The 26,492-nt window shown below is 64.0% G+C and carries 24 protein-coding genes; 8 read left to right on the top strand and 16 right to left on the bottom strand.

The genetic code is table 11. From position 1 onward, the window contains the following. The first annotated feature begins 55 nt into the window (after positions 1-55). The gene (gene ybaK, locus GQB00_RS10550) at positions 56-526 is read left to right on the top strand and encodes a Cys-tRNA(Pro) deacylase (RefSeq protein WP_165856188.1); all 471 of its coding nucleotides are present in this window, start codon (positions 56-58) and stop codon (positions 524-526) included. A 22-nt stretch (positions 527-548) separates the two neighbouring features. Beyond that, positions 549-1,004: a Cd(II)/Pb(II)-responsive transcriptional regulator gene (gene cadR / locus GQB00_RS10545; RefSeq protein WP_165856187.1), complete on the top strand. Its 456-nt coding sequence runs from the start codon at positions 549-551 to the stop codon at positions 1,002-1,004. Here cadR and GQB00_RS10540 read toward each other — a convergent pair. From GQB00_RS10540 to GQB00_RS10480, 13 genes are all read right to left on the bottom strand, one after another. Beyond that, positions 989-1,636 carry a cation transporter gene (locus tag GQB00_RS10540; RefSeq protein WP_165856186.1) on the bottom strand — a complete coding sequence of 216 codons (648 nt, stop codon included), beginning with the start codon at positions 1,634-1,636 and terminating at the stop codon, positions 989-991. The genes cadR and GQB00_RS10540 overlap by 16 nt on opposite strands. Positions 1,637-1,699: 63 nt before the next feature. Beyond that, on the bottom strand, positions 1,700-3,277 hold the full coding sequence (locus GQB00_RS10535) for a cation:proton antiporter (protein WP_165856185.1): 1,578 nt from the start codon (positions 3,275-3,277) through the stop codon (positions 1,700-1,702). Between the two features lie 75 nt (positions 3,278-3,352). Continuing rightward, on the bottom strand, positions 3,353-4,132 hold the full coding sequence (locus GQB00_RS10530) for a substrate-binding periplasmic protein (RefSeq protein ID WP_165856184.1): 780 nt from the start codon (positions 4,130-4,132) through the stop codon (positions 3,353-3,355). Positions 4,133-4,337: 205 nt separating this feature from the next. Beyond that, entirely contained in the window at positions 4,338-5,630 is a 1,293-nt protein-coding gene (gene purD, locus GQB00_RS10525) for a phosphoribosylamine--glycine ligase (protein WP_165856183.1), read from the bottom strand. Between the two features lie 31 nt (positions 5,631-5,661). Then, positions 5,662-7,242 carry a bifunctional phosphoribosylaminoimidazolecarboxamide formyltransferase/IMP cyclohydrolase gene (gene purH, locus GQB00_RS10520; protein WP_165856182.1) on the bottom strand — a complete coding sequence of 527 codons (1,581 nt, stop codon included), beginning with the start codon at positions 7,240-7,242 and terminating at the stop codon, positions 5,662-5,664. A gap of 89 nt (positions 7,243-7,331) precedes the next feature. After that, on the bottom strand, positions 7,332-7,649 hold the full coding sequence (fis, locus tag GQB00_RS10515) for a DNA-binding transcriptional regulator Fis (RefSeq protein WP_111493941.1): 318 nt from the start codon (positions 7,647-7,649) through the stop codon (positions 7,332-7,334). Next, positions 7,646-8,644, bottom strand: coding sequence for a tRNA dihydrouridine synthase DusB (dusB, locus tag GQB00_RS10510; protein WP_111493943.1), 999 nt, complete (start codon positions 8,642-8,644; stop codon positions 7,646-7,648). Before dusB ends, fis begins: the two co-directional genes overlap by 4 nt. A gap of 236 nt (positions 8,645-8,880) precedes the next feature. Next, positions 8,881-10,182, bottom strand: coding sequence for a DUF3426 domain-containing protein (locus GQB00_RS10505; RefSeq protein WP_165856181.1), 1,302 nt, complete (start codon positions 10,180-10,182; stop codon positions 8,881-8,883). Between the two features lie 148 nt (positions 10,183-10,330). Continuing rightward, positions 10,331-11,227 carry a 50S ribosomal protein L11 methyltransferase gene (gene prmA, locus GQB00_RS10500; protein WP_165856180.1) on the bottom strand — a complete coding sequence of 299 codons (897 nt, stop codon included), beginning with the start codon at positions 11,225-11,227 and terminating at the stop codon, positions 10,331-10,333. A gap of 132 nt (positions 11,228-11,359) precedes the next feature. Then, positions 11,360-12,706 carry an acetyl-CoA carboxylase biotin carboxylase subunit gene (accC, locus tag GQB00_RS10495; RefSeq protein ID WP_111493950.1) on the bottom strand — a complete coding sequence of 449 codons (1,347 nt, stop codon included), beginning with the start codon at positions 12,704-12,706 and terminating at the stop codon, positions 11,360-11,362. A gap of 17 nt (positions 12,707-12,723) precedes the next feature. Beyond that, the gene (gene accB / locus GQB00_RS10490) at positions 12,724-13,185 is read right to left on the bottom strand and encodes an acetyl-CoA carboxylase biotin carboxyl carrier protein (RefSeq protein WP_165856179.1); all 462 of its coding nucleotides are present in this window, start codon (positions 13,183-13,185) and stop codon (positions 12,724-12,726) included. A gap of 41 nt (positions 13,186-13,226) precedes the next feature. Beyond that, a complete protein-coding gene (gene aroQ / locus GQB00_RS10485; RefSeq protein ID WP_111493954.1) occupies positions 13,227-13,667 on the bottom strand; it encodes a type II 3-dehydroquinate dehydratase in 441 nt (146 codons plus the stop codon). A 262-nt stretch (positions 13,668-13,929) separates the two neighbouring features. Continuing rightward, the gene (locus GQB00_RS10480) at positions 13,930-15,543 is read right to left on the bottom strand and encodes a diguanylate cyclase (protein ID WP_165856178.1); all 1,614 of its coding nucleotides are present in this window, start codon (positions 15,541-15,543) and stop codon (positions 13,930-13,932) included. Positions 15,544-15,814: 271 nt separating this feature from the next. On the opposite strand from GQB00_RS10480, the gene GQB00_RS10475 reads away from it, so the two are divergent. After that, positions 15,815-17,803: an EAL domain-containing protein gene (locus tag GQB00_RS10475; protein WP_165856177.1), complete on the top strand. Its 1,989-nt coding sequence runs from the start codon at positions 15,815-15,817 to the stop codon at positions 17,801-17,803. A 217-nt stretch (positions 17,804-18,020) separates the two neighbouring features. Then, positions 18,021-19,061 (top strand): DUF2333 family protein, encoded by a 1,041-nt coding sequence (locus GQB00_RS10470; protein ID WP_111493960.1) that lies wholly within the window; start codon positions 18,021-18,023, stop codon positions 19,059-19,061. Between the two features lie 120 nt (positions 19,062-19,181). Here the strand turns inward: GQB00_RS10470 and ppa are convergent, their stop codons facing one another. Further along, positions 19,182-19,712, bottom strand: coding sequence for an inorganic diphosphatase (gene ppa, locus GQB00_RS10465; RefSeq protein ID WP_111493962.1), 531 nt, complete (start codon positions 19,710-19,712; stop codon positions 19,182-19,184). Positions 19,713-19,966: 254 nt separating this feature from the next. On the opposite strand from ppa, the gene GQB00_RS10460 reads away from it, so the two are divergent. Both GQB00_RS10460 and GQB00_RS10455 read left to right on the top strand, forming a co-directional pair. After that, complete coding sequence (locus GQB00_RS10460; protein ID WP_111493964.1) at positions 19,967-20,290, top strand: DUF883 family protein; 324 nt, start codon at positions 19,967-19,969, stop codon at positions 20,288-20,290. A 2-nt stretch (positions 20,291-20,292) separates the two neighbouring features. After that, on the top strand, positions 20,293-20,793 hold the full coding sequence (locus tag GQB00_RS10455) for a hypothetical protein (protein ID WP_165856176.1): 501 nt from the start codon (positions 20,293-20,295) through the stop codon (positions 20,791-20,793). Between the two features lie 26 nt (positions 20,794-20,819). On the opposite strand, the gene GQB00_RS10450 is transcribed toward GQB00_RS10455, so the two are convergent. Beyond that, entirely contained in the window at positions 20,820-21,962 is a 1,143-nt protein-coding gene (locus GQB00_RS10450) for an acyl-CoA dehydrogenase family protein (RefSeq protein WP_165856175.1), read from the bottom strand. Positions 21,963-22,260: 298 nt separating this feature from the next. Between GQB00_RS10450 and GQB00_RS10445 the strand changes: the two genes are divergently transcribed. Then, a complete protein-coding gene (locus GQB00_RS10445; protein WP_165856174.1) occupies positions 22,261-23,682 on the top strand; it encodes an acetyl-CoA carboxylase biotin carboxylase subunit in 1,422 nt (473 codons plus the stop codon). Positions 23,683-23,697: 15 nt separating this feature from the next. Then, positions 23,698-25,500, top strand: coding sequence for a sodium-extruding oxaloacetate decarboxylase subunit alpha (oadA, locus tag GQB00_RS10440; protein ID WP_111493972.1), 1,803 nt, complete (start codon positions 23,698-23,700; stop codon positions 25,498-25,500). Between the two features lie 191 nt (positions 25,501-25,691). Here the strand turns inward: oadA and rpiA are convergent, their stop codons facing one another. Beyond that, the gene (gene rpiA, locus GQB00_RS10435) at positions 25,692-26,363 is read right to left on the bottom strand and encodes a ribose-5-phosphate isomerase RpiA (RefSeq protein WP_111493974.1); all 672 of its coding nucleotides are present in this window, start codon (positions 26,361-26,363) and stop codon (positions 25,692-25,694) included. Positions 26,364-26,492 lie beyond the last annotated feature (129 nt).

Genomic DNA, 26,492 nt, shown 5'->3' with positions numbered 1-26,492 from the left:
CTCTAATGACGCGGTCTTACCAAACGCTTGTTGACTGAGAACTGGAGCTGTCCCGATGACCCCCGCCATCGACCAGGCCCGCAAGGCCGAGATCCCGTTTCAGATACACGAATACGAACACGACGCCCAGGCGGACAGCTACGGTGAGGAAGCGGCGGAGAAGCTCTCCCAGGACCCGGCCCGGGTGTTCAAGACCCTGGTGGTCCAGCTCGACGGCAAGACCCTGGCGGTGGGCATCGTGCCGGTCATCGGGCGCCTCAACCTGAAGCAGCTGGCGAAGGCGGCCGGAGCCAAGCGCGCGGTGATGGCCGAAGCGCGGGACGTGGAGCGGGCGACCGGCTACGTGCTGGGCGGGGTGAGCCCGCTGGGGCAGAAGAAACGACTGCCCACCGTGCTCGACAGCAGCGCCGGGGATTTCGACACCATCTACGTCAGTGCCGGCCGGCGCGGGCTGGAAATCGAACTCACGCCGGCGGACCTGCTGCAACTGACCGGTGGCCGCCTGGCGCCAATCGGCCAGGACTGAGTGAACCGGGAGGAAACGAATCATGCGTATCGGCGTGCTGGCCGGCAAGACCGGCTTTTCCCAGGAGACTATCCGCTACTACGAGAAGATCGGGCTGATACCGTCACCCGATCGCAGCGACGCCAACTACCGGGATTACGGCGTGGCGTTCGTCGACCGGCTACGCTTCATCGCCAACTGCCGCTCGCTGGACATGACCCTGGACGAGGTTCGCCACCTGCTGGAGCTGAGGGAAAATCCCGAGGCCCGCTGCGGTGAGGCCAATGCGCTGCTGGCGGATCACCTGCAGCACGTGCGCGAACGCATTGCCGAGCTGAACCAACTGGCCCGGCAGTTGGAAGTGATCCAGCAGCAGTGCGGGGAAGATGTGGCGGCCCGGGATTGCGGGATACTCAATGAGCTGGACCGCATGGAGCCGCCCGCCGAGGACAGCGGTGACAGCCATGTCCCCGGCAGCCACGGTCATCGGCCGGGCTGATGACCCGCGCTGCAGCCGCCGCCGCGCCGCTGGTGCTGTTCCGCCCGGGCGCTGATCAGGATGCGCACCCCGGCGGAAACTGACAGCCCCGACATGATGCCCGCCACCAGCAGGTCCGGCCAGGGCGTGCCGGTCCCGAACACCCCGAGAGCCGCGAACAGCACCGCCAGATTGCCAACCGCGTCGTTGCGCGAGCAGACCCACACCGACTGCATGTTGGCGTCGCCGTCCCGGAAACGATAGAGCATCAGGGCCACGCCCAGGTTGGCGATGCAGGCCGCTACCGCGACCACGCCCATGGTGATTGGCTCGGGCATGCGGCCGTGCTGTATCTGCCAGGCGGTGTAGATGAACACGCCCAGCCCCAGCAGCAGGAGCGTGGCGCCCTTGAGCATTGCCGCCCGGGTGTGCCAGAGCGGCGCCAGCCCCAGCACCGCCAGTGAAATGATGTAGTTGGCGCTGTCACCGAAGAAATCCAGGGCGTCAGCCAGCAGCGCCGTGGAACCGGAGGTGGCACCGGCCACCAGTTCCACCACAAGCATGGTCAGGTTCACCGCCAGCGCAATTTTCAGCGCCCGGCGAAAGATCGGGTTGTTGCCCGGAGAGGTGGGGGCACAGCAATCGGCCATCATCGCTTCCTGTTGGTGAACGGAAGCGGTATTAAAAACCCTATAACGACTACAAGGTCAAGTGTCTCAGCCGAGGCTTTCGGGAAGTGGCGTACGGCTGCCGGAATTGAGGTGGTGATTGACGTGCCCGGCCAGCGCCACGCCGGTTTCGCTCATGGTCAGGTAGGCATCGTCGGCTCCGGCGTCGCGGATCTGCGCCACCTCGTCTTCGTGCAGGGTATGGGCGGCGATGAAACCGTCGAAACCACGCTCGCGTAGCCGTCTGGCGGCGATCTTCTTGCCCTCGATGTCGTGCAGGCAGAGGATCACCGCTTCCAGCCCGGGCATGTCCAGGTGCTGCCAGAAGTTGTAGTCCTCGGCATCGGCGAAGAACACGTTGCGCCCGGCTTCGCGGTGGCCCTTGAGGCGGGCCGGGTCGGAATCCAGGCCCATCAGCCGGGACTCGGTCTGGCGCAGTTCCTCGTAGGCGGCGGTGCCGGTCCGGCCCATACCGATCACCAGCACGCGGGTGTCGCCCAGGGACACCGGTTGCTCGTCGGGATGACGTTTGCTGCTTTCCAGCGGATCGATGTAGCGGGCCAGACGGGCGTAGAGCGGGTGGGCCAGCCGGTTGATCGGCGCCGACAGCACGAACGACAGGGCCACCGTCACCGCCAGCGGCACCAGCCATTGAGGCAGGGCCACGCTGGCCAGGATCAGGCCGAATTCGCTGTAGTTGGCCAGCAGCAGGCTGGACAGGAAACTGCTGCGCGAGCGCAGCCGGAACACCAGCAGCAGGACGAAGAACAGGATGCCCTTGAGCGGCATCAGCAGTGCCGCGATCACCGCGAACAGCAGGGCGTGATCATCCGGCAGGCCGCTCATGCCGATCTGCAGGAAAAAGCCCACCAGGAACACTTCCTTCACGCTCCACAGGGAGTTGGACAGCTCCACCGCCCGTGGATGCTTGGCCAGCAGGGCGCCCATCAGCAGGGCTCCCAGTTCGGAGCTCAAACCCACCACCTCGAAGCCCATGCCACCAATGGCCAGGGCCAGCATCAGGCCCAGCAACACCAGCAGCTCGTCGTGGCCGGAGGCGTCCATCAGTCGGAACAGCAGGGGGCGCAGCAGGGGCAGGGCGAACACCAGCACGGCAAAGCCGGACGGCGTGTTGCCGGACGTCACGCTCATCACCACCAGCGCTATAAGGTCCTGCACGATCAGGATGCCGATGGCGACGCGGCCGTGGAAGGCGCGCAGTTCCTGCTTGGATTCCAGGACCTTGGCCGCCAGCACGGTGCTGGAGAAGGACAGGGCAATGGCCAGCAGCAGGGCTTCCTGACTCCCGATGTCCAGCAGCAGGTACAGCCCGGGCATGAAGATCAGGCAGGTAATGGCGAAGTGGATGAGGCCGCCGCCGATGACCTCCGGGCGCAGGATCGAGCGGAACTTCAGCTTGAGGCCGACGGTGAACAGCAACAGCAGCACCCCCAGGTGCGCCAGGTGCTCCAGGATCTCGCTGCTCTCGGTGTCCATGCCCAGCTCGTCGGAGACGCCGTGCAACGTGAATCCGGCCACCAGGTAGCCGACCAGCGGCGGCAGGCCGGCTCCCCGCGCCAGCAATCCGAGAGTGAATGCAAAAAAGATCCAGATGGCTTCGGTCATGCTCGGCCTTGCGATATCCCTGCGCAATGTTCACATCGGGCTGATTGTTACAGGATCACGCCAGCCCTGCCAGGGTTATTCCCCCATTTCCGGTGTGCCGGGGGTCACCCCATAGCGGCTGGCCAGGCGATCCAGGGCTCCGGACTGGCGCAGCGCCCGGACGCCGTTATCCAGAGCCCGGGCCAGCTCGCGGGAATGGTCGAGGGCCGGGGAGAAGGCGATGTAGATGGGCTCACGGTGGACGACCCCCGCGTCGCGCAGGCGTACCGGGGTCGGCATGCGCTCAGCGAAATAGTGCAGGACCGCTTCCTCCTCGACAAACGCATCGATGCGCCCCAGTTTCAGCATGTCGATGAAGCGGCCCAGAATGTTCTGGCCGTTGAGGATGAGCAGTCGGGTATCGTCGCGGCGGTTGGGGGTGATGTAACGGTCCATCAGTTCGCCGTAGGAATAGTCGTCGATCACGCCGAGTTTGATGTCGTGCAGGTCATCCTCGCCGGCGTAGGTCCAGCCGGCATCCGGCAGGGTATAGATGGTGTGGCGCGCGATAGCCAGCGGGGCGTCGGGGAACACGAAATCCGGAACGTCTTTTTCGCCGGCGCCGACCAGGGCGTCGAAGCGGCCCTGTCGGACATCGGCGATGGCCCGGCTCCAGGGGCGCGTCTGGTATTCCACTTGGTAACCGGACAGTGCCAGGGCCCGTTGTGCCACCTCCACCAGGAACCCCGGGTCGGAGCTGTTGGCGGGGCAGTTGAAAGGGCACCAGTTGTCGGCCACCAGATGAAGGGTCTCCGCCCGCAGCGGTGACAGGGCCATCAGCAGGACGGCGCCCAACAGCATGCGGGACCGTTGCACAGACCACCGGTTAAAGCGACGACTCCGGCCGCATCCTGAAACGACAACTCTGGCGATAATCCTCATCCCGAAACGGTCACTCCGGTGACAGTATATAAACCGAGAGAAAGTTTTCTAGTGCAGGTATCGAGTGTCCCGGGGCTCATCTTTCCGGACGGTACATCGAGGCAAAAAAAAGCCCGGTCACGGACCGGGCCTGTTGCGCTTACTGGCTCTGCTGCTCCCGGGCGATGGCTCGGTGGGCAATGTCCTTGCGGTAGAAGGCGCCGTCCCAGTCGATCGTCGCGGCCAGGGCGTAGGCACGCTGCTGGGCCTCGGTCACGCTCTCGCCCAGCGCGGTGGCGCACAGCACGCGACCGCCACTGGTCACTACGTCGGTACCATCGAGTCGGGTCCCGGCGTGGAAGACTTTCTCGCCGTCCGTCTCGCCCTGGGGCAGGCCGGAGATGACCTTGCCCTTCTCGTAGCTGCCCGGGTAGCCGCCGGCGGCCAGCACGATGCCGACCGAGGCGCGTGGATCCCACTGGGAATCGCACTGGTCAAGCTGGCCGTCCACCGCAGCGCTGCACAGTTCCGCCAGATCCGATTGCATGCGCAGCATGATCGGCTGGGTTTCCGGGTCACCGAAGCGGCAGTTGAACTCGATCACCTTGGGAGCCCCATTCGCGTCGATCATCAGCCCGGCGTACAGGAAACCGGTGTACGGGTGGCCTTCCTGGGCCATGCCGTCCACGGTCGGGCGGATGACCTCGTCCATGATGCGCTGGTAGACGCTGTCGGTGACCACCGGCGCGGGGGAGTAGGCGCCCATGCCGCCGGTGTTGGGGCCGGTGTCGCCGTCGCCGACGCGCTTGTGGTCCTGGCTGGTGGCCATCGGCAGGATGTTCTGGCCGTCCACCATGACGATGAAGCTGGCTTCCTCGCCGTCCAGGAATTCCTCGATCACCACGCGGCTGCCGGCGTCGCCGAAGGCGTTGCCCGCCAGCATGTCGCGGATGGCGTCTTCGGCCTCGTCCAGGGTCATGGCGACGATCACGCCCTTGCCGGCGGCCAGACCGTCGGCCTTCACCACAATCGGCGCCCCCTGCTTGCGGACGTAGGCCAGGGCTTCATCCACATCGGTGAAGTTGGCGTAGGCGGCGGTGGGGATCGCGTGCCGGTCGAGGAAATCCTTGGTGAAGGCCTTGGAGCCTTCCAGCTGCGCGGCGCCCTGGTCCGGGCCGAAAATGCGCAGCCCGCGCTCGCGGAAGAGATCGACCACGCCCGCGACGAGCGGTGCTTCGGGGCCGACGATGGTCAGCCCGACGTCGTTGGCGGCGGCGAAGTCGGCCAGCTTGTCCAGTTCCATCACGTCGATGGCGACGTTTTCCAGGTTCGGCTCGTGGGCGGTGCCGGCGTTGCCCGGTGCGACGAACACTTTGTCCGCGTTGGGCGACTGCGCCGCTTTCCAGGCCAGGGCGTGCTCCCGGCCGCCGTTGCCGATAATCAGAATGTTCATGTTAACGGTCCTGTTCGCTCAATGATGGCGTTTAGTGGCGGAAGTGGCGCATGCCGGTAAAGACCATGGCGATGCCGTGCTCGTTGGCGGCGTCGATGACCTCCTGGTCACGCATGGAGCCACCCGGCTGGATCACCGCCTTGATGCCGGCCGCCGCGGCCGCATCGATGCCGTCCCGGAAAGGGAAGAAGGCGTCGGACGCCATCACCGATCCGGCGACTTCCAGGTCTTCGTCCGCGGCCTTGATACCGGCGATCTTGGCGCTGTAGACGCGGCTCATCTGGCCGGCGCCGATGCCGATGGTGCGGCCGGCCCTGGCGTAGACGATGGCGTTGGATTTGACGTACTTGGCCACTTCCCAGGCGAATAGCAGGTCGTTCAGCTCTTCCTCGCTGGGCTGACGATCGCTGACCACTTTGACATCGTCCATGGAGACCATGCCCAGGTCGCGATCCTGCACCAGCAGGCCGCCGGTGACGCGCTTGTAGTCCATGGCCTTCTCGCGCTCGGCGCCGAACTCACCACAGGCCAGCAGGCGCACGTTCTTCTTGGCGGCGACGATGTCGACGGCTTCGGCGGCGATGCTCGGGGCGATGATCACTTCCACGAACTGACGGTCGATGATGGCTTTCGCGGTTTCGGCGTCCAGCTCGCGGTTGAAGGCGATGATGCCGCCGAAGGCGGACGTCGGGTCGGTGGCGAAGGCCAGGTCGTAGGCCTGGCGGATGTCGCTGCCGATGGCCACGCCACACGGGTTGGCGTGCTTGACGATGACGCAGGCGGGATCAGCGAACGGCTTGACGCATTCCAGCGCGGCGTCGGTGTCGGCCACGTTGTTGTAGGACAGCGCCTTGCCCTGCAGCTGCGTCGCGGTGGCGACCGAGGCCTCGACCGGGTTGCGCTCGGCGTAAAAGGCGGCGCGCTGGTGCGGGTTCTCGCCGTAGCGCATGTCCTGCACCTTGACGAACTGGCTGTTGAAGGTGCGCGGGAAATCCGGGTTGTCGTTGTCGCGGGTGCGACCGCCCAGGTAGTTGGCGATAGCGCCGTCGTAGCCGGCGGTGTGTTCGAAGGCTTTGACTGCCAGGTCGAAGCGGGTGTCGTAGCCCAGGCTGCCGTTGCCGCTCTCCAGTTCCTCAAGCACGGTGTCGTAATCCGAGGCGTTGACCACGATGGCGACGTCGTCGTGGTTCTTGGCCGCGGCGCGCACCATCGTCGGGCCGCCGATGTCGATGTTCTCGATGGCCGTGGGCAGATCGCAGTCCGGCTTGGCGACGGCCTGTTCGAACGGATACAGGTTGACCACCACCATGTCGATGGGTTTGATGCCATGCTCGTCCATGACCGTGTCGTCGGTGCCGCGACGGCCGAGGATGCCGCCGTGGACTTTCGGGTGCAGCGTCTTGACGCGGCCGGCCATCATTTCGGGGAAGCCGGTGTAGTCGGACACTTCGGTCACGGCGATGCCGTTGTCCTTCAGCAGGCGGAAGGTGCCGCCGGTGGAGAGGAGTTCGACGTTGCGGGCGCTCAGGGCGCGGGCGAATTCGACGATGCCGGTTTTATCGGAAACGCTGATCAGAGCGCGACGGATCGGGGTGGGAGCCTGTTTTGCCATGGTGGTTTCAGAAACTTTTTCCGGGGGGCTGAACGAAATGAGGGCCGCGCGGTGTTTACCGGAGGCCCTCGTCGAATCGGGTTAAGCGATTATAGCAGACCGTACTGCTTGAGCTTCTTGCGCAGGGTGCCGCGATTGAGCCCCAGCATGGTCGAAGCCTTGGTCTGGTTGTTACGGGTGTAACGCATGACCTGCTCCAGCAGCGGCGCCTCCACCTCGCTCAGCACCAGCTGGTACACGTCGGTGACGGGAGCGCCGTCGAGTTGTTCGAAGTAGTTCTTGAGGGCTACCTCGACGCTGTCACGCAGGGTGACGGTGCTGCCGTTCTGTCCCAGGGTTTGCAGGGTCTGGTTGCCCTCGCCCTTGGGGGCCGCGGTCTGTTCATTGGCCAAAGTCTCAGCGGTCATGCTGCGAATACCTCTCCATTTCGTAAGCCTGAAAAGTACTGTTCGATACTGTCGAGTTGCGCCTGGGCGTCTTCAAGCTGATTGAAGTGCCGGCGGAACTGCTTGTCCTCGTCGTGAGACTGGAGGTACCAGCCCACGTGTTTGCGGGCAATCCTTACGCCCATCGGGTCGCCATAGAACCCGTGCAGTGCGATCAGGTGCTCCCGGAGCAGGGCTTCCACTTCTTCCATGGCCGGCGGCGCCATGTGCTGGCCGGTGCTCAGGAAGTGCCCGATTTCCCGGAATATCCAGGGGCTGCCCTGGGCCGCGCGTCCGATCAGCAGGCCATCGGCCCCGGTGTGTTGAAGCACGTCGCGTGCCTTTTCCGGGGAATCGATGTCGCCGTTGGCAAAGACCGGGATGTCGACGTCCGCCTTGACCGCCGCGATCGTGTCGTACTCCGCCTCGCCCTTGTAGGCGTCGGCCCGGGTGCGACCGTGAATGGCCAGGGCCTGAATGCCCGCGTCCTGTGCCATGCGAGCAATCACCGGAGCGTTGCGGTGATCCCGGTCCCAGCCGGTGCGCATCTTCAGGGTGACCGGGACGTCGACCGCCGCCACTACGGCCTCCAGGATGTCGCGGACCAGCGCCTCGTCTTTCATCAGGGCCGATCCGGCTGCCTTGTTGCAGACTTTCTTGGCGGGGCAGCCCATGTTGATGTCGATGATCTGGGCGCCGTTTTCGACGTTGAGACGGGCGGCATTGGCCAGCATCTCGGCGTCACCGCCGGCAATCTGCACGGAGCGTGGTTCCGGCTCGCCGGCATGGTCCAGGCGCAGCCGGGACTTGCGGGTATGCCACAGCCGACTGTCGGCAATCACCATCTCGGACACGGCCAGGCCGGCTCCCAGCCGGCGGCATAGCAAGCGGAAGGGCCGGTCGGTCACACCCGCCATTGGCGCAACGATCAGCGAGTTGGGGAGTGTGTAGGGACCGATCTTCGCTTCAGGTAACATCTGCTCGCACCTCTTTGATCTGGTTAAAAGTCAACCAGCTCTCAAGGGGCGACAATGATACCCCCGACCCTGCCGTGATTGAAGGGGTAATTCCCCCAAAAAAGTGATTATTTTTCGTGCTATCTGGTTGACTTTTCAGCGATGAGGTGCGTTCGCTGACCGGCCCGGGACGTGTGCCCCAGGCCGGTGCGCGACGCAAGCGGTGGCTTGCAAGCGTCCGTTGTAAAACGGTGACGTTACTTTGCGGGGGCGATGAAGGTCAGGTTGTAGTTGACGGCGTCACGGCCCGGATCGCGGATCTGGATGGAAATCCGGATGGGGGTGCGGCTGGGCATCATGTTCATCTGCTCGGCCTCGCCCGAGAGGTACTCGTCGGGCTCGAACAGGCTCTGGGCGACCACGTCACCGTTGAGGTTGGAGAAGGTCAGGCCGATGTTGGGGAAGGGCTGTTCGAAACCGGCCTGATTAACCAGTACGGCGTCCACCACCAGCGTGTCGCGCTGAGAGGGGTCGGTGCGCACCACCAGCTTCTGGCTCTGGATGCGATCGATGGCGACCAGCGGCGGCAGTTCGCAGCCCAGCAGCTCGCACCCGGTTTCGTAATAGGGACGCAGCTCGGGGATGCTCGACAGGCGATCCAGCTGGAAGTAGGTGATCTGGGACACCAGGCCGCCCACCAGCAGCAGGACAACCAGCGTCCATACGGTCTTGCGTTTCCAGGAACCGCCGTCCTGGGCGATGGCGATGGGTTCGGAGCGCAGGTCGCCATAGGGGGAGGTGTTTTCTCCCAGGCGACGGGTCGCGGCAAGCGGTTCGTCTTCCGCCGCGTCGTCGGTGTCGGGATGTGGCTTGGCGGCCGGCGGCGGTGTCGGTTGTTCGGGCTCGGCGGGTGCCGGCCGTTTGAAGTCAGGCGCCGACGGTTCGAAAGCGATGGCGTCGCCCGGGCCGGCGGCAGGCTGGTCCGGGGCTGGTGTATCGAAACGGGTACGGCGGGAGAAAGGCTCTTCCTCGCTGGCGCCCGGCAGGTCCGTCAGGCCTGATTTCAGCTCGGCTTCGGGGTCTGGCTCGGGTTGGGGCTGGGTTTTGCCCGGTGCACGGAAGGATTCGTTCTCGTTGAGGATGGCTTCCGCCCAGCTTTCGTCGACGTCCGACTTGAGTGCGTCCTCATCGTCGTCAAAACCATGATCGCGGGTTTCGTCGAAGTTCAGGAAGCTGTCGCTGAGCTCGTCTTCGTCGAAGGCGGTCTTGGTGCCGGCGTAATTACCCTCGGCGGCGTCCTCTTCCGGGTCGTCCTCGAAAATCAGCTCCTCTTCCTCCTGGAAGCGGCTGCCGGAGGCGGTCGACGTGGACGTGTCCTGTTTGGGAGGTGACGAGGGGGTGCCGCCCTCAAGGCCGGATTCGCTGTGTTCGAGGGCGTTGAACACTTCCATGCAGTTACCGCAGCGGACTTTGCCGCGGGCAATGCCGAGCTGTTCTTCAGTAACCCGGAACCGGGTATCGCAATGGGGGCAACGTGTCAGCGTACTGCTCTGGCTCATCCTCTGTTCCTGTCGCAGGTAGCGGCTCGGCATCCCTGTCCAGGGCGGCCCGAGACCGATCCAGGCCCCGGTCCTGTCGGCGCCTCACTGCGGGGTTAACCCCGCAGAAACCATGAGGGCCACAGTGTAGTCGGTCAGCCTTTCGGCGTCACCTGTCGCGACGCCGTCCTGTGAGGCGTACCCAGTCTTCCCGTTCGACCGGCTCGTCCATCACGAACCAGGGCTCGTAGGCTTCCATGACCTCCCGCGCCTGGTCCGACAGGATGCCGGAGAGCACGATGTCGCCGCCGTTCCGTACCAGCTGGGCAAGACGCCCGGCCAGGCCGATCAGCGGCTGCGCCAGGATGTTGGCCAGCAGGACGTCGGCCTGGGTGTCCGGGTCCTGACCGGGCAGGTACAGGTCGAGTTTGCTGTCCTCGACACTGTTGCGCCGGGCATTGTCGCGGCTGGCTTCCAGGGCCTGCGGGTCGGTGTCGACGCCGATGACGTGCTTGGCGCCCAGCAGCAGCGCGGCCAGGCCGAGAATGCCGGAGCCGCAGCCGTAGTCGGTCACCTGGGTGCCTTCCATGGCCTGTCCGTCCAGCCATTCCAGACACAGGGCGGTGGTGGGATGGGTGCCGGTGCCGAACGCCAGGCCCGGGTCGAGCATCAGGTTGGCGGCTTCCACATCGGGGACGTCGTGCCAGCTGGGTACGATCCACAGGCGCTTGCCGAAGCGCAGGGGCTGGAAATCGTCCATCCAGGCGCGCTCCCAGTCCTTGTCCTCCAGCAGCAAGACTTCGATCTCGCCCAGCTCCTGCTGGGTCTGCTGGTGGTAGGCGTTGGCAATGAGCGAGCGGATGGCGTCGATGCCGATGTCGGCGTTGAACAGGCCGGTGACCCGAGTGCTGCCCCACAGGGGCGTGCTGCCCGGGTCCGGCTCGTAGAGAGGCTGGTCGGCAGCGTCCTCCATGGTGACGGCGTCAGCCCCCGCCTCCATGAGGATGTCCTCCAACAGATCGGCGTGTTCCGGGTCGGAAGGGACACGCACCTGGATCCAGCGCATACTAGGGCTCCGTCAAATGAGATGATCGATGTCAGTGGGTCTGTCCGCGCCCCGTTGCCTTGCAGCAAAGCGCCGGGGCGCTGCAACCGTATACATCCCGCTGACGGAGCACAACTCTTACTTGCCCGGTCGTTATTCCTTGATCAGCTTTTCAAGGTAGTGGATGGTGAATTCCACGTTCTTGAAACCGCCATCAAGGATCAGGCGCCGATGCAGCGGCTGGTTGGTCTTGATGCCTTCCACCACGAGTTCGTCCAGGGCGTTGCGCATGCGCAGCCGGGCTACTTCGCGATCGTCGCCGAAGGAGATCAGCTTGCCCACCAGGGAATCGTAGTAGGGCGGGACCGAATAGCCGTTATACATGTGCGAGTCGACCCGCACGCCGTTGCCGCCGGGGGCGTGGAAGTGCTTCACCTGGCCGGGGCTGGGAACGAAGGTGTTCGGGTCCTCGGCGTTGATGCGGCATTCCATGGCGTGGCCGGTCACCTTGATGTCGTCCTGGGTGTAGCTGAGCGGCAGGCCGCTGGCCACCCGCAGCTGCTCCTTGACGATGTCCACGCCGGTGACCATCTCCGACACCGGGTGCTCGACCTGGACACGGGTGTTCATCTCGATGAAGTAGAACTGGCCGTCCTGGTACAGGAACTCGAAGGTGCCCGCGCCGACGTAACCGATCTCCTTACAGGCCTGGACGCAGGCCTCCAGGGTCTTCTCCCGGGCTTCGGGATCGATGTTGGGGGCCGGGGCTTCCTCGATCACCTTCTGGTGGCGGCGCTGCATGGAGCAGTCACGGTCACCCAGATGGATGCAGTTACCGTGGGTGTCCGCCAGTACCTGGACTTCCACGTGGCGCGGGCGCTCCAGGTATTTTTCCAGATAACAGGTCGGGTCGCCGAACGCGTTGCGGGCCTCGGACTGGGTGATCTGGATGCTCTTGAGCAGCGACGCCTCGGAGTGCACCACCTGCATACCGCGACCACCGCCGCCGGAAGCGGCCTTGATGATCACCGGGTAGCCGATGCGGCGTGCGGTTTTCAGGGTGTGCTCGTCGTCCTCGGTGATGGGGCCGTCGGAGCCCGGCACCGTGGGCACGCCGGCCTTGACCATCGCGTTGATGGCGGAGACCTTGTTGCCCATCAGGCGGATGGTTTCCGCCCGGGGACCGATGAAGTGGAACCCGCTCTTTTCCACCTGCTCGGCGAAGTCGGCGTTCTCCGCCAAAAAGCCGTAGCCGGGGTGGATGCCGACCGAGTCGGTGACTTCGGCGGCGCTGATGATGGCGGGAATGTTCAGGTAGCTTTCGCTAGCGCTGTTCGGGCCAATGCAGACGGATTCGTCCGCCAGGCGGACGTGCATCAGATCCCGGTCGACCTGGGAGTGCACGGCAACGGTACGGATGCCGAGTTCCTTGCAGGCGCGCAGGATGCGAAGCGCAATCTCGCCCCGGTTGGCAATCAGGACTTTTTCAATCATGGCCATGGGTCAGTCGTCTTTGATCAGGCGATAATGAAAAGGGGCTGGTCAAACTCAACCGGCTGCCCATTCTCAACGAGGATGTCGACAATCTTGCCGCTCTTGTCGGCTTCGATCTGGTTCATCATTTTCATGGCTTCGACGATGCAGATCACGTCGCCGGCGGAGACGGTCTGTCCCACTTCGACGAAGGCCTTCGCGGTCGGGGACGGCGAGCGGTAGAAGGTGCCGACCATCGGCGAGCGCACGCGGTGCCCGGACGGGGTGTCGTCGGCCGGAGCCGCCGACGGCGCTTCGGCGGCGGCCTGTGGCGCCGGGGCGGGAGCCGGTGCCGCGGAATAGGTGGCCGGCATCATCGGTGCGGCTTCGGCGTGCGCACGGCGGCGGGTGATCCGGACGGCGTCGTCGCCTTCCTGGATCTCCAGCTCTTCAACGTCGGATTCCTCGATCAGTTCGATCAGCTTCTTTACTTTGCGAATGTCCATAATCTGTTCTCGTCGAAATGAAATGACAGCGTTCGTCGAAATTAACCGTTCAGTCGTGCCAGGGCGGCCTGGAGCGCCAGGTCATAGCCCTGGCTGCCGAGGCCGCAAATCACACCCGTCGCCACGTCCGAGAAGTAGGAGTGATGACGGAAGGGTTCCCGCGCGTGCACGTTGGACAGGTGCACCTCGATGAATGGGATATCCGAGGCCAGCAGAGCATCGCGCAGCGCCACGCTGGTGTGCGTGAAGGCCGCGGGATTGATCAGAATGTAGTCCACCCCTTCCTGGCGGGCCTCATGGATCCGGTCGATCAATTCGTACTCGGCATTGGATTGCAGGTGCAGCAGGTGGTGGCCGGCCGCACTGGCCTGGCGGTGCAGGCGCTCGTTGATGTCATTAAGCGTTTCGTGGCCGTAGACGTCCGGTTCGCGGACACCCAGCATGTTCAGGTTTGGGCCGTGCAGCACGAGAATCGTGGCCATGGAAAGAAACCTTGCATTTGGCTTGTTTTCGGACAGGATCGCCGCATATAGCAGCAACTTGCCGTGATCATGACCAGTATAGCCAATGACATCAACAATTTTTGACAATTCGCCGGGACGCTCCGGGCGAGTCTGACGACATTGTTGTCAAGGCTGGCGGCATCGTCCATAAGACGTTGGTTTCATAGTGGGTCGTTGTAAGGGATGCGCGCCGGATGGAAGGCGTTCGGGCCACCGGCTGTGCGGTGGCCCTGGAGAGAGACTAGTCGGTGGCTGAAACCACGCTGTTGCGACCCAGGCGCTTGGCCTCGTAGAGCGCCTGGTCGGCGCGTTCGCACAGGGCCTGGGCGCTTTCCCCCTGCCAGGTGGCAACGCCGCAACTGAAGGTGACGTTGAATTCCTGGCTGCCGGCGGGCTGGCGCAGCTCGGCGAAACGCTCACGGATTTCGTTGATCACGTTCTTGGCGTCGCTTTCCCGCGTGTCCGGCAGGATCAGGGCGAACTCCTCGCCACCGTAGCGGCCGATGTGATCGGTCTTGCGCAGGCGTTGCTTGAGGAACATCGACAGGCTGCGCAGCACCCGGTCACCAATGGGGTGGCCGTAGCTGTCGTTGATCTTCTTAAAGTAGTCGATGTCCAGCATGGCGAAGCACAGCGGCTGGTCCTTCTGTTTGGCGCGGACGATCTCCTGGTCCAGCAGGTGCAGGGTGTGGGTATGGTTGAACAGGCCGGTCAGGCTGTCGCGGATCATCAGCGCCAGCAGCGAACGGGCCCGCCGTCCACGGTTGTGGATGGTGGCGATCAGATGCTTGGGATCGATCGGCTTGGTGAGGAAGTCGTCGCCGCCCAGGCTCATGGCGTGGAGCTGCTTGGAGACATCGTCCTCGGCCGACAGGTAGATGATGGGCACGCTGTGGAGGCGGTCCTGCTGGCGGATGACCCGCGCGATCTCCATGCCGGTGCAGCCGGGCATGTACATGTCCAGCACGATGATCTCGGGGGAGAACTCTTCCAGCGCGTGGATGATCTGCAGCGGGTCGGTAATGATGTGGGCCGTCATGCCGGCGCGGGTCAGCACGTTCTCCATGAACTTGGCCTGGGCCCGGGAGTCGTCCAGGACCAGCACCCGGTAAGGCTCGACCGTGTTGCCGTGGGTATAGGTTTCGATCTTCTCGATCAACTGCCCCGGATCCACCGACGGGTGAAAGAATTCCTCGCCGCCGCAGCGGGAGGCCCGCAGCCGGGTCTCGATACTGCCGTCCGCCTCGCTCATGAAGATGACCGGGATCGGGGTGTCGTGACGCTCCTGCAGGTTCTCCACGGTGGCGATGCCGGCCAGGGGCGCGTCGCCGAAATTGACGTCCATCAGGATGGTTTCCGGCTTGTGGCGGCTGCAGGCGTCCATCAGGCTGTCGGCGTCCTCGAACGCCTCGGCGCGGAAACCGAAGAATTCCAGTTGCTTGATCAGTCGCTGGGCCATTTCCGTTTCGCACAGGGCGACGTAGATCGGCGTGCGCAGATAGGTGCGAGGCGCCTCGGTCAAACCCTGGTCGGAGCGGCGCTGGGTGCACTGGCTGAGCTCGTCCATGGCGCCCTGCAATGCCTCGCGGACCTCATCGGAAAGCGGGCTGTCGGGCGCCCAGCGCTGCAGGATGCCGAGCAGGGTTTCGCCGGCATTGGCGTGCTTGTCCATGTCGAAACGCTGGGCGTAGCGAACCAGCTTGTCGGTAGCGGCGGACAGGTCCCGGTGGAAGGTCGCGGCGACGTCGTCCGATTCCCGGACTTTCTGCCAGGTGTCGAGGACGACTCTTGCCTGAGTGGTAACGCGGCGGGCGAAGTGCTGTTTGAGCTTTTCCTTTTGATTATCGTCTGTCATTGAATCTCTGGCCTGTCACTTTTCCGGAAGTGGGCTCAAGGTCCGGAAGTGGGCACAAGCCCGCGGCGTCTTCCTGGACAATCTGGTTCCCAATGTTGCGATGCGTTCCTATCGCAATGACATCGTTGTGATTGTAGAGCCATCAAAGGCTCCCGGAAGAGTCTATAGTGTTTTATGTTGTCGGCGTAGGTGACGCTGTGTAAATGTTTGTGATAGCCCGGTACGCCGGGGGTCAATTCCGGATGATCCACGCCAGGGGGCTGGCTAGGGAATGCGTAGAACACGCCGTGGAATCATTTCTCTGCAACTGCTGCTGTTGCTGTTTACCAGCGGGCTGATCCTGCTGTTGATGGTGGCCAGCCTGGTCGCCGGTACGGCCGGTTTTCGCGGCTATATCGCCGACCAGCTCGAAGGCCACGCCCACGACGGCGCGGTGGCGGTGGGCCTGTCTCTGTCCAACGCCATCGACGGGCGTGACGAAGTGGCCTCGTCGTCCCTGATCGATGCCACCTTCGACAGCGGCCGCTACCTGTCCATCCGTTACGTCAACACGGCGTCGGGTTTTGAGATTTCCCGCCGCGACCGTCTGCGGGTGCCGGGGGCGCCGGACTGGTTCATCAGCCTGACCGATCTGCCCGAGGAACGCTTCCTCAAACGCGCCGAGGTGGTGCGGGGCTGGCAGCGGCTGGGCTACGTCGAAGTGGTGAGCCACCCGGGGCTGGGGTACGGCGATCTGTGGCGTATGACGCGGCGGCTGGCGCTGGGGGCTCTGGTCATCGGTGGTGTTTCGCTAGTGGCGCTCTTCTATCTCTTGCGTCGCGCGCTGCGTCCGCTGGCGGGGCTGGAAGAACAGGCCCAGGCTATTCGCAACCGCGATTTCCGCTACCGGGCGCCGGAGGCCAACACCCGGGAACTGGCGCGGGTGACCTCCGCCATGAATCAGATGACCAACGACCTGGGCGCCCTGTTCGAGGGGCAGGGCAAGCTGATCCAGCACCTGCGCCGAATGAGCAACGAGGATCGCCTTACCGGGCTGGCCAGCCGCTCGGCCTTCGAACAGCGCTTGCGGGTGGTGGTGGAAAGCCACGAATCCCGCCGTCTTGGCGTGCTGGTATTGGTCCAGTTGGCGGCCTTCGACAAGGTGAACCGCTTCCACGGGCGCAAGGCGGCCGACGCGCTGCTCAAGGAAATGGCCGAAGCCCTGCTGGCGTTTCTGCGCCAGCATCCGGGCAGCTTTGCCGGGCGCCGGGCCGGGGCCGAGTTTGCCCTGTTCCTGCCGGGGGCGGCGCTGGTGGATGCGGAGTTCTGGGTCGATGAGCTGCTGGAAACCCTGGACGGCATCTACGCCGACCGCAGCGAGGGCCGGGAAGTGGCGGTGCACGCCGGGCTGGCGGTGGCCGACGTCAATGTCGCCAGCGCGCGGGATCTGCTGTCCGCCAGCGATGAGGCCCTGCGCCAGGCGCAGATGTCCCACGAGACCAATCGCAAGGTGTTCGATACCGCCCAGTCGGTGCAGTTGGGCATTGACCAGTGGCGGCTGCAGCTGGAAGCGGCCCTGGACGCGGAGCAGGTCAAGCTGCTGTTCCAGTCGATCCAGTACACCGGAAACGACCGGGTGCATCATTACCACGTCCTGTCCCGCCTGCAGGTGGACGGTCAGTGGGTCGCTGCCGGGGTCTTCCTGCCCATGGCCGAACGCTTCCGTCTGATGGCCCAGCTCGACGACCTGGTTCTGCGCCGGGTGCTGGCCCTGCTCAAGCAGCACCCGCTGCTGGCCTTTGGGGTGACCCTGGGGACGTCGTCCATCGCCGAACGCAGCTTCCGCGAGCGCCTGGGCGACCTGTTGCAGGCGGAGGGGCAGGCGCTGCTGTCGCGTTTGTGGATCTATCTGCCGGAAGACGCCGTACATCATCACCGGGCGGACGTGGGGGCCTGCGTCAAACTGCTGCGGCGACACGATGTGAAAGTGCTGGTGGATCACTTCGGGGTCGGCGGTATCCCGTTCAGTTACCTGCGGAACCTGCCGTTCCAGGCCATGCGGATTGATCCGAGCTTTATCCACAACATCGACAGCCACGCCGACAACCGTTTCTACCTCGAATCCATCGTGCCGATCGCCCACAGTCGCGGCGTGGAAGTGTTCGTGGCCGGCGTGGAGACGGCATCGGAGTGGCAACTGGTGACCCAGATCGGTGTGGACGGCGGCAGCGGCTATCATTTGGCCCGTCCGGACGAGAACCTGCCGCCAGCGACGCTGTGACGCGTTGCGCATAGCTCTGCTCGAGGTCGCCGTTAGCCAGCGCCAATTGCGGAGGGCATGACAATCCGGCAAGGTAAGGGCACCTTTGTCGATGGCCCTGGCGATGCCATCCAATACAACGTTTATCAGGGGCGCCGGCTGTCGAAGGTCGTGCCCCGAGCGCACCCGGGGTGCGGTATTAAGGAGGAAAGACACGAATGAAACGGGGTGGACAACTATGCTGAGCGGCACCAGACGTTTTTTCAGGGAGCGGACCGAGGATCTTCAGGACTATCTGGGCGGCGGCAAGGTGGCCAAGTTCCTGCTGATCCTGGTGGTGCTCTATCTGCTGGTGGCCATTGTCCTGGGCATGTACTGGAGCAGTGAGCCGGATCCCTACTCGGTACGCGACGAGGCGCGTCAGCGGGCAGAGGCCATGAATCGGGAACTGGTGACCGGTTTTACCACCACCTCCACCCTGATCCACATGACCGAGACCCTGCTCGACAAGCCGGGCGGTTACATCACCAACGACGTTGCGCCCCCGGGCCTGTGGATGGATAACATGCCGCACTGGGAATACGGTGTGCTGGTGCAGCTGCGTGACATGTCGCGGGCGCTGCGCAAGGATATCAGCCGTTCCCAGAGTCAGTCTGCGGAGGACCCGGATCTGACCGTGGCCGAACCGCAACTGCACTTCGACAACAACAGCTGGGCGATTCCGTCCACCGAGTCGGAGTACCGTCGTGGTATCGCGGCCCTCAAGCGTTACCTCAATCGCCTGTCCGACCCCAGCGGGCCCAAGGCGCAGTTCTACGCCCGTGCCGATAACCTCAACAACTGGCTGGCGGATCTGGAGACCCGTCTGGGCAGCCTGTCCCGCCGCCTGAGCGAGAGCGTCGGCAAGCAGAGCGTCAACGAAAACATGGAAGAACTGCCGGAGGCGGCTACGTCCGATGAGGTGCCGTCGGTGTCGACGCCCTGGACTGAGATTGATGATGTCTTTTACGAGTCGCGCGGTACCGCCTGGGCCTTGCTGCACATCTTCCGCGCCATCGAAGTGGACTTCCGCGACGTGCTGCGGGACAAGAACGCACTGGTCAGTGTGCGCCAGATCATCGTCGAACTGGAAGGATCGCAGAAGGACATGTGGAGCCCGGTGGTCCTGAACGGCAGTGGCTTCGGCATCCTCGCCAACCACTCTCTGACCATGGCGTCCTACCTGGCGCGCGCCAACTCGGCGATCATCGACCTGCGTGAACTGCTGAGCCAGGGCTGACGGCGACCGCGTTCCCGTTTGTTGGCGCGAAACCGTTTGCGGACCTACAAAAAAGGCAGCGACCCATCGGGTGCGCTGCCTTTTTTATGCCCGGCCTCGGCGGCCGGTGTCAGCGACCGCTTACTTCTTGTAGGCGGCAACCGATGCGTCCACGGCGGCACGGGCCGCGGCGGCATTGTCCCAACCCTGGACCTTGACCCACTTGCCGGCTTCGAGGTCCTTGTAGTTCTCGAAGAAGTGCTGGATCTGGTCTTTCAGCAGCTGCGGGATGTCCTCGACGTCCTGCACATCGGCGTACTGCTTGGTCACCTTGTCGTGCGGAACGGCGACCAGCTTGGCGTCGCCGCCGGCTTCGTCTTCCATGTTCAGGACGCCCACCGGACGACAGCGAATGATGCAGCCCGGCATGACCGGGTACGGCGTGATCACCAACACGTCCAGCGGATCGCCGTCGTCGGCCAGGGTGTTGGGGATAAAGCCGTAGTTGGCCGGGTAGAACATCGGTGTGGCCATGAAACGGTCAACCACGACCGCTCCCATGTCCTTGTCGACTTCGTATTTGATCGGGGACGACGCGTTGGCCGGGATCTCGATCAGCACGTTGATGTCTTCCGGCGGATTCTTCCCGGGCGGGATGTTGTCGAAGTTCATGAGGCGTCCTTCTTTCAGTCGTGAATGGAATGGCTCCAGTGAATGGTCACGGATTATACCTGTCGGTCCCGACGGGTGAAATATAGTTGGGCCCTGCCACCTTGCCGTATCGTCATGTTGGCGTGGGGCACTGTGCTACATTGAAATGATCTGTCTTCTCCCGGCGGCTGTGAGTCGCCCGGGTGGCGTGTCAGATCAACGGACCGGTCGCGTGACGGCCGGTACAGGACACATTCCGACAAGGAGATTCCTTCATGGAAGCTCAATCCCCCCAGGACGATTACCGTCGGGTCAAGGAGGACATCCAGCTCCTGCGCGAAGACCTGGCCAAGCTCACCAAAGCTTTTTCCGAGAATCAGAAAAGCAACATCAGCGGTCTGCGCGACGAGATCCGTCGGGAAAGCCGGGAAGCCCTGCGCCATGCCCGCGAGCGAGGTGACGAGGTGTTCAACCGCGCGAAGGAGGCCGGCGACAAGGCCATTCATGACGTCGAACACAAGATTGAGGAACGGCCGTTCCTCAGCGTGCTGATCGTGTTCCTGGTAGGTCTGCTGGTCGGCAAGTTGATGGATCGCTAGGTTTGCTGGCCGGTCCGGAAGTTCAGGCGCTGCTGCGCAAGGCGGTTGCCGCGGTATTGGGAGCCCTGTTGGGGCTCATGCTGCTGGGCGCCCTGTTGATTGGCGGTCTGGTGATGGTGTGGCACGCCGCCATTCTGGGGCTGTCTCCCTGGGTGGGCGAGGCGGGTGCCTGGGGTATGACCGGCGGTGTCTGCTTCGCGCTGCTGGCGTTGTTCTTCTACCGCATGATTCGAGGCCCCCTGCGCGCCGCGGCCGGCGAAACCGGCCGGGCAAGCGGCGGCTCGATGGTGGCGCGATTGCGTCGCCTGATCGCCGAGAACCCCTGGGAGTCGGTCGTGGCGGCCTTTGCCGTGGGGGTCGCCGGCCAGGCGGACCCGCGTCTGCGTCAGTTTCTGCTGCAGAGTGGGCTGGCGATGATTCGGGCCGCTAACGCCGTCGACGGCGGTGAGGCGGAGAACGACGCACCGGCGGACGACGACCTGTCGGCCAACGATCCCCAGTAAATCCCCCGAGCGGCCCGGGTGGCCGCTCAGAGTCCCATCTGCTTGCCGATCAGTTCCTTCATGATCTCCGTCGTGCCGCCGCCGATGGCCAGCAACCGGCCGTCGCGGTACAGACGCTCGACCCCCGTTTCGCGCATGTAGCCCATGCCGCCGTGCAACTGGATCGCCTCGCGGGTCACCGACTCGCACACCTCGGCCGCGAAGTTCTTGGCCATGGCCACCTGCCGGATGGGGTTCTTGCCCGCCTGCATCAGGGCGGCGCAGCGGTAGGTGTATTCGCGGGCGATGTCGACCTGTGTGGCCATCTCCACCAGTTTGTGGCGGGTGACCTGGAAGCCGCTCAGGGGCCGGCCGAAGGCCTCGCGCTGGCGGACGTATTCCTGGCTTGCCTCCAGCGCCAGCTGCGCGCCCATGTAGCCCATCACCGCCAGCATCAGGCGTTCGCTGAGGAAGTTCGACATGATGGCCGGGAAGCCGGCGTTCTCGTCGCCGATCAGCCGGTCGGCGGGGACCCGGCAGTCCTCGAAGAACAGCTCCGCCGTGTCGCTGGCCCACCAGCCCATTTTCTGCAGGTGGCGGCCGCGACTGAAGCCAGGGGTGTCCCGGTCGACCAGCAGCAGGCTGATGCCGCCGTGGCCGGCCTCGCCGGTGCGTACCGCCACCGTGTAGTGATCCGCCCGATGGCCGCTGGTGATAAAGGTCTTGCTGCCGTTGACGACGTAGTGGTCGCCGTCGCGCACGGCGCGCGTGCTCAGGTTGGCCACATCGGAGCCGCCGCCCGGTTCGGTAATCGCCAGGGCCATGATTTTCTCGCCGCGCAACACCGGCGGCACGATGGCGTCACGCAGTTCCGGTCGCCCCCAGCGCACCAGCGGCGGCAGGGCGATGTCCAGCGATCCCAGACTGGCAGCGAGGCCGCCGGAGGTGGAGCGCATCAGCTCTTCGCTGATCACGACCTTGAGAAAGACATCCCCCTCGCTGTGACCGCCCAGGGCTTCCGGGTAACCGGCCCCGAGCAGGCCCGCATCGCCTGCCAGGCGGAACACCTCCCGCGGGAACTCGCCTTGCTCTTCCCACTCGTCGATGTGTGGAAGGATGTGGGTGGCCACGAACCGGCGGGCGCTGTCGCGGACCTGTCTGTGGGTGTCGTTGAAATAGTCGGTGTCCATGGCGTATCCGTCCGTTTTTTGTTGTCCAAGTAGGGTCGGGATCGGCATTGATTTCGGAAACAGATGCAGTGTCGCTGATCAATCAGAACCAAGCAAGCGCTTGGTAAGAAACCTGATGTGGGTCAAGTCTGGTCTGGTAGGGCCGTCGAGCGGCGGCTAGAGTGTTCCGCCGCTTTAGCGTGTGTACAATATTCGTGCGTTAAAGTACGTACACCCGCCCTTGGGGTGGCTCTTCGGGGCGGGATGGCCAAGGTGGCCTTTCATCCCACTTCCTGACGAATGACAGGGAGCACCACAGATGACTATAAAGAAAGTCCTCATCGCCAACCGCGGTGAGATTGCGGTCCGGATTGCCCGCGCCTGCCAGGAACTCGGCGTAAAGGCCGTGGCAATCTATTCGGAAGCCGACCGCTATTCCTTACACGTCAAAAAGGCGGACGAAGCGCACTGCATCAGTGCCGATCCCCTGACGGGTTACCTCAATCCCCATCACATCGTGAACCTCGCGGTGGAGACCGGCTGTGATGCCCTGCATCCCGGCTACGGTTTCCTGTCCGAGAACGCCACGCTGGCGGAAGTCTGCAAGGAGCGGGGCATCCGCTTCATCGGGCCGGCCGCCGACGTGATTGCGTCCATGGGTGACAAGACCCATGCGCGCCAGACCGCCATCAAGGCGGGCGTGCCGGTCACACCGGGCTCGGAAGACAACCTCACGGACGTCGAGGACGCGGTCAGACAGGCTGCGGACCTGGGCTATCCGGTGATGCTCAAGGCCACCTCCGGCGGTGGCGGCCGCGGCATCCGCCGCTGCGACGACGAGGCGAGCCTGCGCCAGAACTACGACCGGGTAATCTCCGAAGCCACCAAGGCCTTCGGCAGCGCCGACGTGTTCCTGGAGAAGTGCATCGTCAATCCGCGTCACATCGAGGTACAGGTCCTGGCCGACAGCTTCGGCAACGCCATCCACCTGTACGAGCGTGACTGCTCCATCCAGCGCCGCAACCAGAAGCTGATCGAACTGGCCCCGTCGCCGCAGTTGAACGACGAACAGCGAGAATACATCGGTGACCTGGCCGTGCGTGTGTCCAAGCAAACCGGCTATGAAAACGCCGGTACGGTGGAGTTCCTGCTGGCCGATAACGGCGATTTCTACTTCATGGAAATGAACACCCGGGTGCAGGTGGAACACACCATCAGCGAACAGATCACCGGGGTGGACATCGTCAAGGAGCAGATCCGCATTGCCGCCGGTGAAAAACTGCGTTTCAAGCAGGAAGACATCAGCTATCGCGGCTACGCCGCCCAGTTCCGGATCAACGCCGAGGATCCCAAGAACAACTTCCTGCCGAGTTTTGGCCAGATCACTCGCTACTATTCACCGGGCGGCCCCGGTGTGCGGACCGATGCGGCTATCTACACCGGCTACGAGATCCCGCCCTACTACGACTCCATGTGCGCCAAGCTGATCGTCAGCGCCATGGACTGGGAAGAGCTGCTGGACCGTTCCCAGCGCGCCCTGAAAGACATGGGCATCTACGGGATCAAGACCACCATTCCCTACTACCTGGAAATCCTGAACCACCCCGAGTTCAGGGCAGCTTCGTTCAACACCGGGTTCGTGGAAGCCCACCCGGAGCTGATCAACTACAGCATCAAGAAGCGACCGGAATCGCTGGCCGCCGCCGTGGCCGCCGCGATTGCCGCCCAGGCCGGAATCTGATGGGAGTCTGAACTAATGACCAAGCGTAAAATCGAAATCACTGACGTCATCCTGCGGGACGCCCACCAGTCCCTGATTGCCACCCGCATGCGCACCGAGGACATGCTGCCGGCCTGCGACAAGCTGGACAAGGCCGGTTACTGGTCCCTGGAATGCTGGGGCGGCGCCACGTTCGACAGCTGTGTGCGCTTCCTCAAGGAAGATCCCTGGGAACGCCTGCGCCAGCTGCGCAAGGCCCTGCCCAACACCCGCCTGCAGATGCTGCTGCGCGGCCAGAACCTGCTGGGCTACCGCCACTACGCCGACGACGTGGTCGAGGCCTTCTGCCAGAAGGCGGCGGACAACGGCATCGACGTGTTCCGCATCTTCGACGCGCTCAACGACGTGCGTAACCTGGAAACCAGCATCAAGGCGGTCAAGAAAGCCGGCAAGCATGCCCAGGGCACCATCTGCTACACCGTCAGCCCGGTGCATGGCACGGAGAAGTTCCTCAAGCAGGCCAAACAGATGGCCGACATGGGCGTGGACAGCATCGCCATCAAGGACATGGCCGGTCTATTAACCCCGTCCGCCACCGCCGACCTGGTCAGCGCCCTGAAGAAAGAGCTGAGCCTGCCGGTGTTCCTGCACTCCCACTACACGTCGGGCATGGCCTCCATGTGTCAGTGGGCAGCGATCGAAGCCGGTGTGGACCACATCGATACCGCGCTGTCCGCGTTTGCCGGCGGTACCAGCCACCCGCCCACCGAGTCGCTGGTCGCCTCCCTGAAGGAAGCGGGTTATGAGGTGGATCTGGACCTGGAAACCCTGGACGAGCTGACCGGCCACTTCCGCGAAGTGCGCAAGAAGTACCATCAGTTCGAGAGCGAGTACAACGGGGTGGATACCGCGGTGCTGCTGTCCCAGGTGCCGGGCGGCATGATGTCCAACCTGGCCAACCAGCTCAAGGAGCAGGGCGCGCTGGACAAGATCCGCGACGTGTTCGCCGAGATCCCGCGCGTGCGCAAGGACCTGGGCTACCCGCCGCTGGTTACGCCGACGTCCCAGATCGTGGGCACCCAGGCGGTGATCAACGTGTTGTCCGGCAAGCGCTACGACAACATCACCAACGAGGTGAAGAAGTACCTGCAGGGCTGGTACGGTGCCGCCCCGGGCGAGATCAACGCCGATCTGCAGAAGCGCGCCGTGGGTAACGAAGAGCTGATCGAAGAACGTCCGGCCAACCAGCTCAAGAACGAGTTCCACACGCTGAAGGACGACATTGGCGACCTGGCGGAGTCGGAAGAGGACATTCTCACCTACGCTATGTTCCCGGACCAGGCGCGCGAGTTCCTGCAGCAGCGTAAGGACGGCACCCTCAAGCCGGAACCGCTGGAGCCGAAGCCTTCAGCCGCCAGCGCCGGCTCGGTGTCCACCGAGTTCAAGATCACGGTTCACGGCGAGACGTTCGACGTCAATGTCACCGGTGTCAGCCCGTCCGGCGATGACGAGCGGCGCTTCTTCATGACCGTCGACGGCATTCCCGAAGAAATCCGTCTGGAATCCCTGGGCGGCTTCGAGCGTGAAGGCGGCGGTGGCTCCGGTCGCGGCAAGGCCTCCAAGGAAGGCCACGTGACCACGAGTATGCCGGGCAACATCGTCGACGTCCTGGTGGGCGAGGGCGACAGCGTCGAGGCCGGCAAGCCGGTGCTGATCATCGAAGCCATGAAGATGGAAACCGAGGTGAAAGCCCCGATCTCCGGCAAGGTGGTTGGCGTGTTCATCAAGAAGGGCGACCGGGTGACCCCGTCCGAAGTCCTGATGGAAATCGAGCCCTGAGTGGTTCGCTGACCCGACGTGAAAAAGCCCGGCTTCGGCCGGGCTTTTTTGTGGGGGGTGGGGCAGCCCGTGGGCTGCTCCGAAGCCAAAGCGTCGGCTACATTTTGCCGTAACTCGAGCATGTAGCAGAAGCTTTGGCTTCTGAGGCGCCAACGGCGCCCGGGTCGACTCTTACCCGGACGGCGGTCGCCTTACCGCTTCACCGTCTCCACCCCATTCTTGGTCCCCAGCAGCAGGATATCCGCCGGCCGGTGCGCGAACAGACCGTTGGTCACGGTGCCGACGATCTGGTTGAGCTTGGTTTCCAGTTCGATCGGGTTGGCGATGCTGAGGTTGTGCACGTCGATGATGATGTTGCCGTTGTCGGTGGTCACGCCCTCGCGGTAGACCGGGTCGCCGCCCAGTTTGACGATCTCGCGGCCGACATGGCTGCGGGCCATGGGAATCACTTCCACCGGCAGCGGAAACTCGCCCAGGATGTCCACTTTCTTGGAGTCGTCGGCGATGCAGATGAAGGTCTTGGCGACCGCCGCCACGATCTTCTCGCGGGTCAGGGCCGCGCCGCCGCCCTTGATCAGCTCCAGGTGCGGGTTGGTTTCGTCGGCGCCGTCGATGTAGAACTCCAGGCCGGACACCGCGTTGAGATCGTAGACCGGGATGCCGTGGCTCTTCAGGCGCTCGGCGGTGGCTTCGGAGCTGGCGACCGCGCCGTCGAATTCGGTTTTCAGCTCGGCCAGCAGGTCGATGAAGAAGTTGGCGGTGCTGCCGGTGCCGACGCCGATCACGCTGTCCGGATCCAGCTTCGGGCGAATGGTGTCGATGGCCGCCTGGGCAACCGCCTTCTTGAGTTCGTCCTGGGTCATAGTGCTCTCGATGCTCTCGTTTCGGTGTCGGATTTGTCTTCGATGTCGCCATGGGCGCTGACGATGAAATGGCCTCCAGTATAACGGTGTGACGGCAGGCCATACAGGGCCAGCTGACCCGCGTCGTGT

This window comes from Marinobacter sp. JSM 1782161, from assembly GCF_011421605.1.
Classification (GTDB): Bacteria; Pseudomonadota; Gammaproteobacteria; order Pseudomonadales; family Oleiphilaceae; genus Marinobacter_A; species Marinobacter_A bohaiensis.
Note: the sequence above shows the minus strand (reverse complement) of the source record. Positions and strands in the feature narration are given on the sequence as shown.

Coding starts and splice junctions, on each gene's coding strand:
- ybaK (WP_165856188.1), top strand. CDS start 56: ATGACCCCCGCCATCGACCAGGCCCGCAAGGCCGAGATCCCGTTTCAG.
- cadR (WP_165856187.1), top strand. CDS start 549: ATGCGTATCGGCGTGCTGGCCGGCAAGACCGGCTTTTCCCAGGAGACT.
- GQB00_RS10540 (WP_165856186.1), bottom strand. CDS start 1,636: ATGATGGCCGATTGCTGTGCCCCCACCTCTCCGGGCAACAACCCGATC.
- GQB00_RS10535 (WP_165856185.1), bottom strand. CDS start 3,277: ATGACCGAAGCCATCTGGATCTTTTTTGCATTCACTCTCGGATTGCTG.
- purD (WP_165856183.1), bottom strand. CDS start 5,630: ATGAACATTCTGATTATCGGCAACGGCGGCCGGGAGCACGCCCTGGCC.
- purH (WP_165856182.1), bottom strand. CDS start 7,242: ATGGCAAAACAGGCTCCCACCCCGATCCGTCGCGCTCTGATCAGCGTT.
- fis (WP_111493941.1), bottom strand. CDS start 7,649: ATGACCGCTGAGACTTTGGCCAATGAACAGACCGCGGCCCCCAAGGGC.
- dusB (WP_111493943.1), bottom strand. CDS start 8,644: ATGTTACCTGAAGCGAAGATCGGTCCCTACACACTCCCCAACTCGCTG.
- GQB00_RS10505 (WP_165856181.1), bottom strand. CDS start 10,182: ATGAGCCAGAGCAGTACGCTGACACGTTGCCCCCATTGCGATACCCGG.
- prmA (WP_165856180.1), bottom strand. CDS start 11,227: ATGCGCTGGATCCAGGTGCGTGTCCCTTCCGACCCGGAACACGCCGAT.
- accC (WP_111493950.1), bottom strand. CDS start 12,706: ATGGCCATGATTGAAAAAGTCCTGATTGCCAACCGGGGCGAGATTGCG.
- accB (WP_165856179.1), bottom strand. CDS start 13,185: ATGGACATTCGCAAAGTAAAGAAGCTGATCGAACTGATCGAGGAATCC.
- aroQ (WP_111493954.1), bottom strand. CDS start 13,667: ATGGCCACGATTCTCGTGCTGCACGGCCCAAACCTGAACATGCTGGGT.
- GQB00_RS10480 (WP_165856178.1), bottom strand. CDS start 15,543: ATGACAGACGATAATCAAAAGGAAAAGCTCAAACAGCACTTCGCCCGC.
- GQB00_RS10475 (WP_165856177.1), top strand. CDS start 15,815: ATGCGTAGAACACGCCGTGGAATCATTTCTCTGCAACTGCTGCTGTTG.
- GQB00_RS10470 (WP_111493960.1), top strand. CDS start 18,021: ATGCTGAGCGGCACCAGACGTTTTTTCAGGGAGCGGACCGAGGATCTT.
- ppa (WP_111493962.1), bottom strand. CDS start 19,712: ATGAACTTCGACAACATCCCGCCCGGGAAGAATCCGCCGGAAGACATC.
- GQB00_RS10460 (WP_111493964.1), top strand. CDS start 19,967: ATGGAAGCTCAATCCCCCCAGGACGATTACCGTCGGGTCAAGGAGGAC.
- GQB00_RS10450 (WP_165856175.1), bottom strand. CDS start 21,962: ATGGACACCGACTATTTCAACGACACCCACAGACAGGTCCGCGACAGC.
- GQB00_RS10445 (WP_165856174.1), top strand. CDS start 22,261: ATGACTATAAAGAAAGTCCTCATCGCCAACCGCGGTGAGATTGCGGTC.
- oadA (WP_111493972.1), top strand. CDS start 23,698: ATGACCAAGCGTAAAATCGAAATCACTGACGTCATCCTGCGGGACGCC.
- rpiA (WP_111493974.1), bottom strand. CDS start 26,363: ATGACCCAGGACGAACTCAAGAAGGCGGTTGCCCAGGCGGCCATCGAC.